This is a genomic window from Micromonospora polyrhachis (assembly GCF_014203835.1).
GTDB classification, from domain to species: Bacteria; Actinomycetota; Actinomycetes; order Mycobacteriales; family Micromonosporaceae; genus Micromonospora_H; species Micromonospora_H polyrhachis.
Genome location: NZ_JACHJW010000001.1, coordinates 6,097,404 through 6,113,897, shown reverse-complemented (window position 1 = coordinate 6,113,897; position 16,494 = coordinate 6,097,404). Strand labels below are relative to the sequence as shown.

General features: G+C 69.2%; 14 protein-coding genes. 2 read left to right on the top strand and 12 right to left on the bottom strand.

The features are described from left to right. Positions 1–151: 151 nt before the first annotated feature. The 9 genes from FHR38_RS27140 to FHR38_RS27100 all read right to left on the bottom strand — a co-directional run bounded on the left by FHR38_RS27140 (position 152) and on the right by FHR38_RS27100 (position 10,242). A complete protein-coding gene (locus FHR38_RS27140; protein WP_184537529.1) occupies positions 152–1,363 on the bottom strand; it encodes an argininosuccinate synthase in 1,212 nt (403 codons plus the stop codon). Further along, positions 1,360–1,875: an arginine repressor gene (locus tag FHR38_RS27135; protein WP_184537528.1), complete on the bottom strand. Its 516-nt coding sequence runs from the start codon at positions 1,873–1,875 to the stop codon at positions 1,360–1,362. The genes FHR38_RS27140 and FHR38_RS27135 overlap by 4 nt, the downstream gene beginning before the upstream one ends. Next, complete coding sequence (gene argF, locus FHR38_RS27130; protein ID WP_184537527.1) at positions 1,872–2,831, bottom strand: ornithine carbamoyltransferase; 960 nt, start codon at positions 2,829–2,831, stop codon at positions 1,872–1,874. The genes FHR38_RS27135 and argF overlap by 4 nt, the downstream gene beginning before the upstream one ends. Beyond that, the gene (locus tag FHR38_RS27125) at positions 2,828–4,036 is read right to left on the bottom strand and encodes an acetylornithine transaminase (protein WP_184537526.1); all 1,209 of its coding nucleotides are present in this window, start codon (positions 4,034–4,036) and stop codon (positions 2,828–2,830) included. The genes argF and FHR38_RS27125 overlap by 4 nt, the downstream gene beginning before the upstream one ends. Further along, entirely contained in the window at positions 4,033–4,941 is a 909-nt protein-coding gene (argB, locus tag FHR38_RS27120; RefSeq protein WP_184537524.1) for an acetylglutamate kinase, read from the bottom strand. The genes FHR38_RS27125 and argB overlap by 4 nt, the downstream gene beginning before the upstream one ends. Beyond that, positions 4,938–6,110, bottom strand: a complete 1,173-nt coding sequence (argJ, locus tag FHR38_RS27115; protein WP_184537522.1) for a bifunctional glutamate N-acetyltransferase/amino-acid acetyltransferase ArgJ — start codon at positions 6,108–6,110, stop codon at positions 4,938–4,940. Before argJ ends, argB begins: the two co-directional genes overlap by 4 nt. A gap of 43 nt (positions 6,111–6,153) precedes the next feature. Beyond that, the gene (gene argC / locus FHR38_RS27110; RefSeq protein ID WP_184537520.1) at positions 6,154–7,158 is read right to left on the bottom strand and encodes an N-acetyl-gamma-glutamyl-phosphate reductase; all 1,005 of its coding nucleotides are present in this window, start codon (positions 7,156–7,158) and stop codon (positions 6,154–6,156) included. Positions 7,159–7,377: 219 nt separating this feature from the next. Beyond that, positions 7,378–8,871: a DUF4246 domain-containing protein gene (locus FHR38_RS27105; protein WP_184537518.1), complete on the bottom strand. Its 1,494-nt coding sequence runs from the start codon at positions 8,869–8,871 to the stop codon at positions 7,378–7,380. Positions 8,872–9,063: 192 nt separating this feature from the next. Next, positions 9,064–10,242, bottom strand: coding sequence for a macrolide family glycosyltransferase (locus FHR38_RS27100; protein WP_246446762.1), 1,179 nt, complete (start codon positions 10,240–10,242; stop codon positions 9,064–9,066). A gap of 303 nt (positions 10,243–10,545) precedes the next feature. Between FHR38_RS27100 and FHR38_RS27095 the strand changes: the two genes are divergently transcribed. Beyond that, the gene (locus FHR38_RS27095) at positions 10,546–11,082 is read left to right on the top strand and encodes a carboxymuconolactone decarboxylase family protein (protein ID WP_184537516.1); all 537 of its coding nucleotides are present in this window, start codon (positions 10,546–10,548) and stop codon (positions 11,080–11,082) included. Between the two features lie 72 nt (positions 11,083–11,154). Here FHR38_RS27095 and FHR38_RS27090 read toward each other — a convergent pair whose 3' ends face one another. The 3 genes from FHR38_RS27090 to FHR38_RS27080 are packed head-to-tail and all read right to left on the bottom strand — an operon-like array spanning position 11,155 to position 15,181. Continuing rightward, a complete protein-coding gene (locus FHR38_RS27090; protein WP_312882431.1) occupies positions 11,155–12,003 on the bottom strand; it encodes a hypothetical protein in 849 nt (282 codons plus the stop codon). A gap of 2 nt (positions 12,004–12,005) precedes the next feature. Further along, positions 12,006–14,264 carry a hypothetical protein gene (locus FHR38_RS27085; RefSeq protein ID WP_184537514.1) on the bottom strand — a complete coding sequence of 753 codons (2,259 nt, stop codon included), beginning with the start codon at positions 14,262–14,264 and terminating at the stop codon, positions 12,006–12,008. Positions 14,265–14,269: 5 nt separating this feature from the next. After that, positions 14,270–15,181 (bottom strand): hypothetical protein, encoded by a 912-nt coding sequence (locus tag FHR38_RS27080; protein ID WP_184537512.1) that lies wholly within the window; start codon positions 15,179–15,181, stop codon positions 14,270–14,272. A gap of 676 nt (positions 15,182–15,857) precedes the next feature. On the opposite strand from FHR38_RS27080, the gene FHR38_RS32585 reads away from it, so the two are divergent. After that, a complete protein-coding gene (locus FHR38_RS32585) occupies positions 15,858–16,406 on the top strand; it encodes a Crp/Fnr family transcriptional regulator (protein ID WP_312882430.1) in 549 nt (182 codons plus the stop codon). Positions 16,407–16,494: the final 88 nt, after the last annotated feature.

The following is a 16,494-nucleotide window of genomic DNA, read 5'->3' as shown; positions in this document are numbered from 1 at the left end:
TTTTCGTTCGCGACTGCGGGGCTCACTCGCTACGCTCCCTCACTCCTCACGCTCACCACGCCTCCTTTTCGTTCGCGACTGCGGGGCTCACTCGCTACGCTCCCTCACTCCTCACGCTCACCACGCCTCCTTTTCGTTCGCGACTGCGGGGCTACTGCGCGGAGCCGCCCAGCCGAGCGTCCCGAGCCGCCGCCAGCCGGCTGGGCAGGCCGAACAGCTGCACGAAGCCCTTGGCCAGGGACTGGTCGAAGGTGTCGCCGGTGTCGTAGGTGGCCAGCCCGAAGTCGTAGAGGCTCGCCTCGGACCGCCGGCCGGTGACCACGGCGCGACCGCCGTGCAGGACCATCCGCACCTCACCGGAGACGTACCTCTGGGTGTCGTCCACGAACGCGTCCAAGGCGTGCTTGAGCGGAGAGAACCAGAGTCCGTCGTAGACCAGCTCGGCCCAGCGCTGGTCGACGCCCTTCTTGAACCGAGCCACCTCACGCTCAACCGTGACGTTCTCCAGTTCCTGGTGGGCGATGATCAGCGCGATCGCGCCCGGCACCTCGTAGACCTCGCGGCTCTTGATGCCGACCAGCCGGTCCTCGACCATGTCCAGCCGGCCGATGCCCTGCGCGCCGGCCCGCCGGTTCAGCTCCAGGATCGCCTGGTACGGGGTGACCGTCTCGCCGTCGATCGCCACCGGTACGCCAGCATCGAACGTGATCACGATCTCGTCCGGGTCACGCTGCTCGGCGGGGTCGGCGGTGTAGGAGTAGAGGTCCTCGATCGGGGGGTTCCAGATGTCCTCCAGGAAGCCGGTCTCCACCGCGCGACCCCACAGGTTCTGGTCGATCGAGTACGGCGACTTGTGTGTGACGTCGATCGGCAGCCCCTTCTCCTCGGCGTACGCGATCGCCTTGTCCCGGGTCCAGGCGAAGTCCCGGGCCGGGGCGATCACCTTCAGGTCCGGGGCGAGCGCACCCAGACCGACCTCGAACCGGACCTGGTCGTTGCCCTTGCCGGTGCAGCCGTGCGACACGATCGTGCCGCCGTACTTCTTGGCCGCAGCCACCAGGTGCTTGACGATCAGCGGCCGGGACAGCGCCGACACCAGCGGGTAGCGGTCCATGTAGAGGGCGTTGGCGCGTACCGCCGGCAGGCAGTAGTCGGCGGCGAACTCCTCACGGGCGTCCACCACCTCCGACTCGGCCGCACCGCAGTCCAGCGCCCGCTGCCGGATCGCCGCCAGGTCCTCGCCGCCCTGCCCGAGGTCGATCGCGACCGCGATCACCTCGGCACCGGTCTGCTCGGCCAGGTAGGGAATGGCGACCGAGGTGTCCAACCCCCCGGAGTACGCCAGGACGACCCGCTCGGTCATGGTGTGGTGTTCCCTTCGACGTTCTCCTCCCGGCCGGCCCAGGCGGAGAGCTTCGCTCCCAACTCGGCGCCACCGACGGCCTCGCGGGCGACGACGAGGATGGTGTCGTCGCCGGCGATGGTGCCGACGATCTCGGGCAGGCCCGCTCGGTCCAACGCGCTGGCCAGGTACTGTGCCGCGCCCGGTGGGGTGCGCAGCACGGTGATGTTGCCGCTGGCGTCGAATCCGGTGAGCAGTTCCCGCAGCAGCCGGACCAGCCGGGCCGGGGCCTGCTCGGCGTCGCGCAGGGGACGCTTGCCGTCCTCCGGAATCAGGTAGACGGCCGGTCCGTCGCCACCGCGCACCTTGACCGCGCCCAACTCCTCCAGGTCACGGGAGAGGGTGGCCTGGGTGACCTGCACGCCTTCCCCGGCCAGCAGTTCGGCCAGCTCGGTCTGCGAGCGGATCGTCCGGTCCCGGATCAGCTCGACGATCCGGGCGTGCCGGGCGGTACGGGTGACCGGGCTGGTCATGACGCCGCCCCGGGCGCCTGCGCCGACTCCGGCCGCCCGGTCGAGAGCAGCCAGGTCAGCAGCGCCTTCTGGGCGTGCAGCCGGTTCTCCGCCTGGTCGAACACGGCGCTCTGCCCGCCGTCGAGCACCTCGTCGGTGATCTCCTCGCCCCGGTGCGCAGGCAGGCAGTGCAGCACGATCGCGGTCGGCGCGGCGAGCGCCAGCATCGACTTGTTCACCTGGTACGGCCAGAACGGCGTGAGCCGGTCCCGACCGTCGCCCTCCTGCCCCATCGAGGTCCAGGTGTCGGTGGCGACCACGTCCACCCCGTCCACCGCCTCGGCCGGGTCGCGCAGCACCTGCACCGACCCACCGGTCCAGGCGGCGATCTCCTCGGCTCGGTTGACCACGGCCGGCGACGGGTCGTAGCCGGGCGGGCCGGCCACCCGTACGTGCATCCCGGCGGTAACCCCGGCCAGCAGATAGGAGTTGGCCATGTTGTTCGCCGCATCACCGACGTAGGCCAGGGACCGGCCGGCGGTCCCGCCGCACCGTTCCCGGATGGTGAGCAGGTCGGCGAGGAGCTGGCACGGGTGGAAACCATCGGTGAGCGCGTTCACCACCGGCACACCCGAGCCGGCCGCGACCTGGGCCAGCCGGTCGTCACCATGGGTCCGCATCACGATGGCGGAGACATAGCGGGACAGCACCTGACCGGCATCAACCAGCGACTCACCGCGCCCGAAGTGGGTCGTCTGGGTGTCCACGATGATCGGGTGACCGCCCAACTCGGCGATGCCGGTCTCAAAGGAGACCCGGGTACGCAGGCTCGGCTTGTCGAACAGGACCGCGACGGCCCGGGGACCGGCCAGCGGGCGGCGGGCGAACCGGTCGGTCTTGATCTGCTCGGCCAGGTCGAGCACGGCCGACTGCTCGGCCGGAGTCAGGTCGTCGTCACGCAGGAAATGCCGAATCATGAGGGCTGGTCCAGGTCATCGTGGGTGGGCAGCGGGGACGGTGCGACCGCGTCGAGCGCCGGGGCCAGCGCGGCGAGGAAGGCGTCGGCCTGCTCGGCGGTGAGGATCAGTGGCGGGGCCAGCCGGATCACGTCCGGCTGCACCGGGTTGACCAGGAAACCGGCGTCGCGTAGGACACCGGCGAGCGCACCGGCGGCCGGGGCCCTCAGCGCCACACCGAGCAGCAGGCCCGCGCCGCGGATCTCGGCGACCAGTGGGTGTCCCAGTGCTTCGATGCCGTGCCGCAGCCGTTCCCCGACCCGCTTGACGTGGTCGAGCAGCCCCTCGTTGGCGATCGTGGAGATCACCGCGAGGCCGGCGGCACAGCTGACCGGGTTACCGCCGAAGGTGGTGCCGTGCATGCCGGGACCGAACAGCTCCGCCGCCGGTCCGAAGGCCAGGCAGGCACCGATCGGCAGCCCGCCGCCGAGCCCCTTTGCCAGGGTGACCACGTCCGGCTCCACGCCCTCGGCCTGGTGGGCGAACCAGTGCCCGGTCCGCCCGATGCCGGTCTGCACCTCGTCGAGCACCAGTAGCGCACCGTGCTCGGCGGTGATCCGCCGGGCAGCGGCAAGGTAGCCGGGGGGCGGGACGATCACACCGTTCTCGCCCTGGATCGGCTCCAGGATCACCATGGCGGTGCCGTCGGTGACGGTGTTCTCCAGGGCGGTCACATCCCCGTACGGGACGTGGGTGACCTCGCCGGGCAGCGGCCGGAACGGGTCGGCCTTGGCCGGTTGCCCGGTCAGCGCCAGCGCCCCCATGGTACGGCCGTGGAACCCGCCGTACGTGGCGACGACGTGGGTACGGCCGGTGCGGCGGGACAGTTTGAAGGCAGCCTCGTTTGCTTCCGCCCCCGAGTTGGCGAAGAAGACCCGCCCTGGCCGGCCGGCCAGGGCGAGCAGCAGCTCGGCCAGCGCCACCGGCGGTTCGGCCACGAACAGGTTGGACACGTGCCCGAGGGTGGCGATCTGCTTGGACACCGCCGCCACCACGGCCGGGTGCGCGTGACCGAGGGAGTTGACCGCGATCCCGCCGACCAGGTCGACATACTTCCGACCGGCCTCGTCGACCACGACGGCACCACTGCCGCTGACCAGGCCGAGTTGCGGCGTCCCGTAGTTGTCCATCATTGACTGCGACCAGCGGTCGACCAGCGTGGTCATGACTCGCCCACCTCTGTGGGTACCACCATCGTTCCGAATCCTTCCGAGGTGAAGACTTCCAACAGCGTGGAGTGGGCGACCCGGCCGTCGACCACATGTGCGGCCGGAACCCCGCCGCGCACCGCCCGCAGACAGGCCTCCATCTTCGGCACCATCCCGGACTCCAGGCTGGGCAGCAGTTCGGCCAGTTCGTCGGTGGTGATCTGGGAGACCAGGCTGCTGGTGTCCGGCCAGTCCGCGTACAGGCCAGGCACATCGGTCAGCACCACGAGCTTGCGGGCGTCCAGCGCGATCGCCAGCGCGGCGGCGGCGGTGTCGGCGTTGAGGTTGTGCAGCACCCCGTCCGCGTCCGGCGCGACGGTGGAGATCACCGGAATCCGGCCGGCGTCGATCAGGTCGGTCACCGCCGAGGGATTGACCTCGTCGACGTCACCGACCTGCCCGACGTCCACCGGCTGGCCATCGACGTACGCCGGCCGGCGCACCGCCGTGAACAGCCCGGCGTCTTCACCGGAGAGGCCGACGGCGTACGGCCCGTGCTGGTTGATCAAACCGACCAGTTCCCGGCCGACCTGGCCGACCAGCACCATCCGGACCACGTCCATCGCCTCGGGCGTGGTGACCCGCAGGCCGCCCTTGAACTCGCTGACGATGCCGAGCCGGCCCAGCATCGCCGAGATCTGTGGCCCGCCGCCGTGTACGACGACCGGCTTCAGCCCGGCGTAGCGCAGGAAGACCATGTCGGCGGCGAACGCCCGTTGCAGCGCCGGGTCGACCATGGCGTTGCCGCCGTACTTGACGACGATGGTGGACCCGGAGAACCGGGCCAACCAGGGCAGCGCCTCGATGAGCGTGGCCGCCTTCTGCTGTGCCTGGCTCAGGTCGCGGGACAGCGGTGCGCTCATGTCGAGTAGGCCGAGTTCTCGTGGACGTACGCGTGGGACAGGTCGTTGGTCCAGACGGTGGCGATGGCCGGGCCTGCGTGCAGGTCGATCCGGATGGTCACCGACCGGCCGGAGAGGTCGACCTTCGACCGGTCCTCGGCGGCGGCACCGGACCGGCAGACCCACACCCCGTTGACCGCCACGTCGATCTCGTCCGGCTCGAACACGGCGCTGGTGGTGCCCACTGCGGCGAGGACCCGACCCCAGTTCGGGTCGTTGCCGAAGAGTGCGGTCTTGACCAGGTTGTTACGAGCCACCGAACGGCCGACCTCGACCGCCTCGGTCTCGTCGGCGGCTCCGACGACCTCGATGGCAATCTCCTTGGTCGCCCCTTCGGCGTCGGCGAGGAGCTGCTGGGCCAGATCGTGGCAGGCCGAGGTCACCGCGGCGGTCAGCTCAGCCTGGGTCGGCTCGATGCCGGACGCTCCGCTGGCCAGCAGCAGCACCGTGTCGTTGGTCGACATGCAGCCGTCGGAGTCGATCCGGTCGAACGTCACCCGGCACGCTTCCCGCAGCGCCGCGTCGAGTAGGTCCGGACCGGCGACCGCGTCAGTGGTGAGGACGCAGAGCATGGTGGCCATGGCCGGGGCCAGCATGCCAGCCCCCTTGGCCATCCCGCCGACGGTCCAGCCGGTGCCGGCGACGACGGTCATCTTCGACCTGGTATCGGTGGTCATGATCGCACTGGCGGCGGCCGGGCCGCCGTCCCGGGACAGTCCGCGGACCGCCGAGCGGACGCCGGGCAGCAACTTGTCCATCGGCAGCCGCTCGCCGATCAGCCCGGTCGAGCAGACCGCCACCTCACCGGCCCCGACGATCATCCGGGGCAGGGAGTTGGTGAGACTGGCCGCAGTGTGCTCGGCGGTGGCGTGCGTGTCCTGGAATCCCGGGGCTCCGGTGCACGCGTTGGCTCCGCCGGAGTTGAGCACCACCGCTCGGACCACACCGCCTCGGACGACCTGCTGCGACCAGAGCACGGGCGCGGCCTTGACCCGGTTGGCGGTGAAGACACCGGCGACGGTGGCGTCCGGCCCGTCGTTGAGAACCAGTGCGACGTCGGCCGCACCGCTGGTCTTGAGGCCGGCGGCGACCCCGGCCGCCCGGAACCCCCTCGGCACCGTGACACTCATGCCGTTTCCTCGATCCGTTCGTCGATCCGGATGGTGCAGCCGCTCACGGGGTGGTCCCGTACGCGGGCAGGCCGGCCGTCTCCGGCAGGCCCAGCATCAGGTTGGCGCACTGTACGGCCTGGCCGGCGGCGCCCTTGCCGAGGTTGTCGATGGCGCTGGAGACGATCACCCGACCGGAGTCGACGTCGCTGGTGACCTGGACGTGGCAGGAGTTCCCGCCGAGGGTGGCGCTGGTGTGCGGCCAGGTCCCCTCGGGCAGCACCCGCACGAAGGGCTCGTCGGCGTACGCCTCGGTCAGCACCGTGCGCGGGTCCGGGCCGGTCCCCGTCGGACGGGCCGTGACGGTGGCCAGGATGCCGCGCGGCATCGGGGCCAGCACCGGGGTGAACGACAGGCTGGTCGCACCGGTGGCCTGTTTGATCTCCGGAACGTGCTGGTGCGCGCCGACCTTGTAGGCCGACAGGTCACCCATCACCTCGCTGCCGAGCAGGTGGACCTTGGCCGCCCGACCGGCGCCGGAGGTGCCGGAGGCGGCGACCACCACCACGTCCTCGGCCGAGACGGCCCCGGCGGCGATCAGCGGGGCGAGCGCGAGGATGGTGGCCACGGCGTAGCAGCCGGTGGCGGCCACCCGGCTCGATTCGGCGATGGCGGCCCGCTGACCGGGCAGCTCGGGCAGGCCGTAGGTCCAGGCCCCGGCGTGCGCGCCGCCGTAGTAGCGGGTCCAGGCGTCCGCGTCGCGCAACCGGTGGTCGGCCCCGAGGTCGACCACCTTGACCGTCTCGGGCAGGGCGGCGGCCAACGTCGCCGACTGGCCGTGCGGCAGGGCCAGGAAGACCAGATCGGCTTCGGCCAACACCGCCGGATCGGTCGCGCCGAACACCAGGTCGAGGCCGGTGAGCTGCGGGTGTACGGCAGCAACCGGCGCACCGGCCTGGCTGTGCGCGGTGGCGGTCACCAGATCGAACTCGGGGTGTCCGACGATCAGACGCAGCAGTTCCCCGCCCGCGTAGCCACTCGCCCCAGCCACCGCGACTCGAATGCCCATAACTACCTCCGCATTAATATGCAAGAAAGGTAGCAGGGGCTTCCCGACCGTCGCAAGCCCATACATGCGCTCGCATGATCATGCAGCACACTCGGCGGGAAGCCCAACATCCGACAGCTCCCCCACCGGGTGATGCGAGTCGCTACGGAGAGTCACGGATAAGGTTGCTGCCCGCAGGGGCTCCTACCGCCCCGGCAGAGACTCGGCGGCCGAGACGACTCAGTGCTCGCAGAGGGAGAACTCTCGCTCGTACAGCGTCTCGTTGTGCTCGTCGACGAGGAACTTCCGTTCCCGCATCAGTTGCTCGCGGTACCCCTTGGCCTGCTCCAGCGTCATGGTCGAGGTCGGAGACCATGGCTGTTGTGGCGGCACGTCGGATGTCGAGGTGATCTTTACCGAGGGGTCGACCAGGAAGAAGGCCAGGATCTTGCGATGCCCCGGCCGGGTGGGGTCCGCGAGGCGGAACGGGGCGACCCGGTGCTGGAGGATATTCGGGAACGCCAGGCAGCGGCCCGCGTGGGTGTCCACCGACCCCAGCACCTGATTCAGCGAGTCCTCGTCATCCAGACCGTAGACCTCACGCACACCGTTGGCGTCGTTCTGTTCGTACTCCGGGTCTTCGATCGCCGCCCGGAAACTTAGCTGACTGGCGGTGATGTTCTCGCTGTCCCAGTAGTAGATGCCGGTCGAAACGATGCGCTCGTTCATCATGCCCTCGACATGCCAGCTACCGCCGGGGTACTCGGGCTTGCCCGGGGTGAGGTGGATGTTGGCGAGCTTGACGATGACCTGTAGCCGGCGGCCGCACAGGTCGACCCGAGCGGAGTTGTCAGGGAATGCGGGCGGGCTGAAGACGGGGGCGTCCGGGACGACCGGGCGGCGAGTCTCCCACCATTCGTCCATGGCTACGTCGAATGCATCACGGGCCGCCTCGTCGCCATCGGATGGTTCGACCGGCTGGCCCGGGGCATCGTCATACCAGGTCCAGGGATCAGCCTCGATCCGCAGGGGCCGCGGCTGGCGCAGATCCGTGAGCACTCTTTCGAACAGCGGACGGAGGCGCGCAAAGAGCACCGGAAGGACAGACTCGAGTTCGCGGTGGGCCACGGGGTGGACGTTGTTGACGTACGAACCGAAGACAGCGTTGCCGTCGTCGTCGACCTCGACATCGGTGGGTAGCCACTGGTACTTCTTCGAGTACGCGTACCCCACAACGAATGCCGGAGTCTGCCATGCCAGGTCGTCCACGCGGCTCTTGTGACGCACGAGGCAGAACAGTGAGGGGTGCACCAGGTCCAGCACCTGTCCGTTCGATCCCGGATGCCAATCCTGCTCCGCCTCGGGGACCTCTTCCAGCGCCCGCACCGCCTCCCGCAGCCGGGACCTCAGGTCGTTGTCGATCAGAGTGTCCGACTGCCACACCCCGTCGACAGCGGACACCTCGATGCCGGTCCGCTCGTCTCGAAGCTCGGCGTAGTACGCCAGTTCCGCGAGCACATAACGAATCTGCGCCTCGGTCAGGCCCTGAGCAGCCGCTTCCCGCGTCCACCTGGCGACGATGTCGGCGTCGTTCATCTTGACGAACCACTGTGGCTTCGCCCGAATGTGGGCGCTCAGCCGCATCATCTGAAGTTCGCGCAGCGTCCGGGGCGGGGCGACCGGCACCCTGTGGTAAGCCAGAAAGGGCAGCGGAAAAGCAGACAGGTCAGTCATTCTCTCGAATCTCTCACTGGATCCCTGAGGGGCGGCCAGGATATGCCAGTGGGCTGACAACTCGCGGGCCTCGGCCTTCCCGCACTGACCCGAATTGAGAAACGAGGTACGACCACAGGGCGGTGCCCGCCACCACGTTCTGATGGCGGGCACCCTTGATGTGGCAACTACTCGTTCAGTTAGTCGCCGTAGTTACTGGTCCAGGAACGTCTCCACCGCATCGGCCGCGTGGCCCAGGCCGCCGTTGGCGTGTACCTCGACCTGGATATCGGCCAGCCGGCGCCGTACCTGCGGATCGTCGGCGACCGCGTCCACCGCCGCGCGCAGCGTCTCCGCGGTGACCTCGTCGGCCGACAGTTGCCGGCCAACGCCGTTCTCGACCAACAGGTTGGCGTTGCCGAACTGGTCCACCGCCTGCGGAATCGCCACCGTGGGCACGCCGAACCAGAGCGCCTCGGTGCAGCCGCCCATCCCCGCGTGCGTGACGAAGGCCGACGCGTGGGCCAGCACCGCCAACTGCGGCACCCGGCGGTGCACCTCCACGTTCTCCGGCAGCGGCCCCAGGTCGGCCGGATCCACCTTGTCACCGATGGCCAGTACGACGTGCCACGGCGAGTCGGCAAACCCGCTCAGACACGCCCGGTAGACCGGCAGCTGGTCGTTGTAGGCCGTACCGAAGGAGACCAGCAGGACCCGTCGGCCGCCGGCGGGTGGGGTCCAGCTCGTATCCGCGAGTCGGGCCGGGTCGAGGCACGGACCGACGAACCGCACCGAATCCGGCACCCGGTCGGCGTTCGGCTGCATCACCCGTGGGATCAGCGACAACACCTGCTCCGGATGGGCGAGATGCCAGCGCGGATCATCGTGGATCCCGTTCTCGACCAGCCACCTGCCGAGGGTGGCGTAGTAGTCCCGCCCGGACGGGGACTCGGAGATGGCGGTGAGGATCTCGGCCATGTCCTCCTCGTAGCCGTCCCAGGCGACCATGGTCGGCGACAGCTGCACCGCCGGTACGCCGTACCGGACCCCCAGCAACGGTCCGGGGAGACCGCCGATGTCGTAGAGCACGAGATCCGGCCGGTCGGTGTCGTAGCGGGCGGTCAGGCGCGGGAGCACCGCGATGCCCTCGTCGAGGAACACCCGCATCGCCGTACCCGGGTCCTCCGGCCAGGCGGTGTCGCCCTGCGGCAGGATCGTTGGGTGGGTGATCGGCTCGGCCCTGGTTGGAGCGACCAGGTCGGTCAGCGGCTCGCCGACCGCGTAGGTCACCCGGTGCCCCCGGTCGACCAGCTCGCGGATCAGGCCAAGCGACGGATAGATGTGGCTCGGCGTGGTGCTGCCGACCATGGCGATATGACGTGATTTATGCATGAGAAAAGGGTCCTGTCGATTCGGAGGAAAAAGGTCATCCGATGGCGACACGACGCAGAAACGACCCGGGCCACAGGCCTTAACAGGCAGGGCTCGACCAGGTCACCCAAGAGCCGGCCGAGAGTCGACCGGCACGACGCGCCGCCTCAGGCGGAACGCAGGCGGATGAATTCGATGATCATGTCCGCCATGCTACCGGACCACGCGCCCCGGCTGTCAACACATCAACCCCCCAACAGCTCGCCATACGAGCAATTACCCCCAGGGGGTATGATCCCACTTCCGTCCGAGATGGAGGTTTCCGTGCGTCGACTTCAGCCCCTCGACCCTGCCGAAGCCCCCCGAAAGTCCGGTGAGCTCCTCGGCGACATCATCAGCCGGCACGGCAGCGCCGGCACGATGGTCCGTACCATGGCCCACTCCCCCGCGCTGCTCCAGGGCTACCTGGACCTCTCCAAGGCGATGAAACGCATCAAGCTCCCCCGCTCGCTGAGCGAAAGAATCTCCCTCGCCCTCCAGGAATGGATCGGCTGCGGCACCTGCCTGGTCGCGCACACCCAGGGCGGCCGAGCAGCCGGCCTGACCGACACCGACATCAGCCTGGCCCGGCAGGGCACCGCCACCGACGTACGCGAGGCGGCGCTCCTGTCCTTCGGTGTACGTGTCCTGGTCGAACCAGCCTCGATCACCGACGAGGAGGTCGCCGAGCTGCGCACCCACGGGTGGAGCGACCGGGTCATCGCCGAGGTCGTCGGGCTGGTCGCGCTCAACCTGCTGACCGGCGCCTTCAACCTGGTCAGCGGCAACCAGCCGGACGCGACGGAGCCCGGCGACGAATGAGTCGACCGGGGCGGGATCGGCGGACTGGACCACACCAGCCCGCCGACCCCGCCGGGTGCGGCGACGCAGCCCTCACCGGTCCGGCTGGGCACCGATCGTCAAGCCATGCTGCTTCTGATACGTCCGTAGCGCCACATCCCACGCCTGGGTGTACTCCGACGGGCCGAGCCCCAGGTCGTCGTGCTTCCCGACCGCGTACCGAAGCAGATCCACTATGTCCGGCACCACCTGGCGCTGCTCCTCGACGAACTCCCGGAACACCTTCGCGAACCGCTCGTCGGTCAACCGCGACGCATGCGCCGCCGTCGGCTCCTGCCCCAACCTTCGCAGCACCTCGCACCACTCCCGGGTCAGCTCGGCCACCAGCCTCGTCCGGAGCAGCCCCAGTTCGTGGTCGCACTCCATCCTGATCCGCTCCTGCCAGTAGGGGCGCAGATACTCCCGGATCCGCTGGTCCAGGACCACCCGTACCCGGGGGCGGAACTTGAGGACCAGCCCGTCGATGCGATAGCTCCTCGGCCAGTTCTGGCTGTCGAACCGCTCGTTGAGTGCCCATTCCAGGGCCCGCCCCTGGTGCGGGGCGTGCTGCCGGGAGATTCCGATGGCCTCGTCGCGTACCGTCCGGCGTGCCCAGCCCTCGAACTGGTGCGCGTACTGCCGGAGCTGCTGGACGGGCAGGCCGACACCGGACCAGATGTAGACCGGATGGATGTAGAAGTCGAAGGCGTCGCGTTCGGCCGGCACGAGGATGGGCTCGTCCGGCTCGATCTGCTGGGTGACGGCCACCAGAGGGGGAGCCGGAAGCGGTGGTGGCGGCGGCGGAACGTAGGCGGGCGGGGCCCCCACCAGGTCCCGCAGCCATTGGCCGAAGGACCGGGGCTGAGCCGGCCCGGGATCGATGGGGAGGGGAGGAACGGACACGGTCAGCCCCTTGCCAGTAGTTGTGGAATACGGTCGAGAACATGGTTCTGCGGCATGTTCGGCTGCCACACGTGCAGGTACTGGTGGGCGAGACGACGCCCGAGCCGAGCGTCGACGATCACCGCGGCGAGCAGAGCGGTGACCGCGTCGACGACATCCGGATAGGGGTGTGCGCGGGATATCCAGTGCCCGAGCAGCCGCCAGGACCGGTACGCGGTCTCAGGCAGACTGAGCGCCGCCGCCCAGAGCGCGGCCACGTCCGGAAGCTTCAACACTCCGTCATCGACCAGGTCGAGCAGAGCGGGCCAGTGTGGACGGTGTGGCTCCGCCCAGCGGGCCGCGAGCAGGCGCAGCGCACGAGCGGCCTGGATCCGCACCTCCCGGTTCACCGAGTTCACCCAGTCGACCAGGGCCGGTACGAGTACCGGGGCATATCCCGCCTGATAGACCTCATCGATGGCACGTGCGACCACGTGCGTGTACCGCTGCATCCGATCCGCCGATACCAGGCGTAGCTGTTCGATCGCCACCTCGGGCCAGAGCCAGCTCAACCCCAGCGCGTAGGCCCGCGCAGCCGTGTCGCGCTGGTAGGCGGAGCCGGTGGCCCAGCCGCCTACCACCCGTCGTAGCCGGGTGCGCAGCACCGGCTGTGTCGCGGCACCGACCATCGCCACCCCGGCCGCCTGGCGCAACCCGGCTCTACGCTCCCGGGACAGTCGGCCCATCACCGTCACGGCGGCATCGAAGTCCTGCCCGGCGGACCAGCCGACCACTCGGGCCGCCGCCAGCCGTACCCCGGGCGCCTCGGTCCGGACCAGCTCGTCCAGCCAGCTGAGCATCCGCTCGGCACCCCAGTCCCGCCAGGCGACCGCCAACATGTGCAGGGGCAGTGTCTGGTTGGCGGGGGTGAACCGGATGGACTCCGTACGACCCGCCGCTGCCCCATGGTCGTCCCGGCCGGTGGCTTGCCAGAGCAGGTCACCGAGGAGTTCACGCAGATCTGGCTGGCGCAGCAGGCCGCCAGAGAGATCCGCCGCCGCACCGGTCCCCGGGTGGAGCAGTCGGTGCGCCGATCGGCTCAGCTGCGCGACCGGCTCCCCCTCCAGCACCGCACAGGAGATCCGGAACGCGCACAGTCGGTCGGCCTCGTCAGCTGCCAGGACCGTAGTACTCCCGCTCCGCGCCGGATGCAGGATCTCCTCGGCCCGGGCCCGTAGCTTGACCGGAAGCTCGTGTTCGAGCAGTGCCGTCAGCGCCGCTCCCCGGGGTGCCCGGTCCGCGATCCGACGCACGACGTGGGCTATCTCCGCGTTACGGGGCCGGGTGGCGAGGTAGGCGATCAGCGACGGGTTCTTCCCGCACTCATCCCGTACGTAGCTGTCGACACAGCTTCCTTGGCAGTCGACGCAGTCGCCCACACATCGACCCTTGAGGCGGTGGGTCAGCCCGACCCGGAATACGGTCTCCGGTGCGGCGGCGCGATGCGTCACCAGGTGGTCGTCCAACTCGTACGAGCCAGCTCTGGTCTCGTCGATGACGACGACGCTGGCCTCCAACACCTCCAACCGGGCTGCCAGGTCGATAAACGCCATCTCATCCAGGTTCGTGCTCTTGTCCAGTTGCAGGATGTAGCCCCATGCCTTGCGGAGCGGAGTAGCGGCACCGAGGAGGGCACGGATCCGGGTGGCCGACAGCTCACCGATCCGGTCGGGGTCGTGCCGCTGGGCCAACGCCAGACAGGCGGAGGTGTGCCGGCCGCTACCCGGCTTACCGGTCAGGAAGACCAGCCGCTGACTCCGCAGCCGCTGATTCAGCTCGCCGTCGCTGTCGGCTGGAGCGTAGCCGTCCGCCAACCGGCGCAACCGGCGAGTGGAGATCTGTTCAAGCCAGGCCGCCGCCTCGGTCGTTTCGCTGGCGGTGGTTATGTTGACCACACCGATGGCGGTCGCGCCGTGGCCGGTCGCGTTCTGCCCGTGGACCGACTGGTCTCCGACCTCGATTCCGCCGCTCGGCTCGACGAACGCTTGGAGTCGCTGGAACAGGTCGTGCGGCTTCAGCTGGTCGTCCTGGTCGTCGGTGAAGTCGCCCGGCGTGGGGGTGCCAGCCTCCGGTGCGGATCGGGGATCCCGGTGGCCATGCTCCGGCCGGTCGATCCCGACCGCACCGTCCTCGGCTTCGTCCGGTGGCGCTGGCGATGGTGGTTCAGCCGGTGACCGGTGTTCCCCAGGCTCAGGATCGCCGGGCTGGTTCTCGTCCAGCATCAGGCTCACCGTCGCGCCGGGCCGTCGGGCCGGTAGTCGCCGCCGATCGAGCCGATGGCCATGCTGCCGTGCCCGACCGCGTTCTGGCCCTCCACCCGGATGTCACCGGTACGGATCGCGCCCGGCTCGGTTCCCCCCGGCAGCGGCCCACCCGCCGCACCCGGACCATCGGCCGACCGCACATCCGCCGCACCCGGACCGCGGGGCGGATGTGGGCCGGGTGTTTGTGGACTGGCCGGCGTCTCGGGTCGTCCGGTCGCGGTCTGCGGGCCGATCAGCCCGAGCGATTCGGCCGCCGTCGGATCGAGGGTGGCCAGTTGCCCCAGGTCCTCGTCCACCACGCAGATCCAGGCGAACTCGCGGAAGTCCTTGTCCGGGTGGTGCACCTCCACCTGACGAAACCGCTCCGGCCGCAACTCCTCCGGGTATTCGGTCACCACATCGCGATAGATGTCCGACGACACGATCAGGGCTATCCCCGCGTCGGGGAATGCCTTCAGCGCCCGCTTGAGCGGTGCGGCGTCGCACGGCCGGCAGACGTTGTTCACCGCGTTGCCCGGGAACCCGTTGGCCCCGTCGAGGTGCACCAGCCCTTGGTACAGCGCGACCCGTAGCCGGATCCGCGCCTCCGGCAGCCGGCTGCTGTTGTACTGACGCAGCAACCGGTTCAACGCCGGCACCAACCTGCCGATGACCGTCGGCTCCTTCACCTCGGCCGGGAGGATGGCCAGCTCACCGTCACCGGCCTGCTGGGTCTTCCAGTCCACCCGATCGAGCCCCACACCGCGCGCCGCGTCGTGCAGCATCTGCTGGAACGCACGCTGCGCCTCGTACTGCAAGAGATTGCCCCGCCGGCTGTATCGCTCCATGTCCACCGATATCAGCAGTCGACGGTTCGGGGAACTGGGGTCGGCCATACCGGATCACCTTTCGACAACCGGCCCGTCCGGATGACGGGCACGGATCAACAGGTAAACGGACTTCCGACGTACAGACTTCGTAGAAATACGGCTTCGCCACGAACGTCGGCCGCTATCGGCCACGAGTGCGGGCAGACCAGCCGAAGGTACGGTCGGGAAGCTGTCATCCCCTCCTGGGGAGGCATCTGCGATGGCGGAGTCGTATGTGGTGGAGCCATGCCGAACTCAGCCGTCCTCCGCCGGTCCCGCGCCGTTCTCGCCTATCTGCTCATCGTCCTGATGTCGGTGCCAGCACTGGCTGGTCGCACCGCTCCCTTCGACCTGACGTCGCTGGTCCTTCCTGCGGACATCGACCCGATCTACCGACTGGGTCTCCTGCTCCTTCTCCGGTTCACCGCTGGTTGTCTCGTCGCGGTGGGTCGACGCAACGATTCTGGATACCGAGAGATCGCCATTCGTCACTGTGCAGCTAGGCTGCCGTTACCTGCCTCGGATCATCGCCGGATAGGAGCGCCTGTGCGAGACGAATCCCGCCATCCCGACCCGCGTTGGCCGTTCGGCACGCTGCTCGGCCGACTCGACGAGCCTGGCGGAGCTGCTGACCCTCGGCACGGCGAAACGCGTCGGTTCCGACGAGATTCTGCTCCGGGAGGGAAACCTGGACTCGCACCTGGTGCTGATCTGCCAGGGGCTGGCGAAGGTCACGGTGGTAACGGCGGACGGTCGCACCGCACTGCTCGCCATCCGGGTCGGTGGCGACCTCGTCGGCGAGATGTCAGCGTTGAACGACCAGCCACGCTCGGCAACGGTCACCACCTGCAGCCCCGCTCTGGTTCGCATCATCCACATGCGACAGTTCAAGCCGTTCCTCGCAGCCCATCCGGAGGCGGCCGTCGAACTCGCGGCGATGGTGGCCAACCGGCTACGCCAGTCCAACCGTCACCGCATCGACTTCATGTCCTATCCGGTGCCGACCCGGGTCGCCCGGATCATCGCCGAGATCGCCCGCACCCACGGACGACGTACCCCGAACGGCCTCGTCATCGACGTACGCCTGACCCAACCGGAACTCGCCACCATCTGCGGCGCGGCCGAGACGACGGTGCAGAAGGCGCTCCGGGAACTACGTAGCGACGGCCTGATCGACACCGACTACCGGCGGATCACGGTCCGTGACCTCACCGGCCTCCGCATGCTGGCGCAGTTCGAAGTCGACGACTGAGCCAGATCGGGACTGTCCCGCCAGCGGCAACACGACGTTCACAACTCCTGGCACAATCATCGATGGCTGGGACGCGACGTGGTGCCAG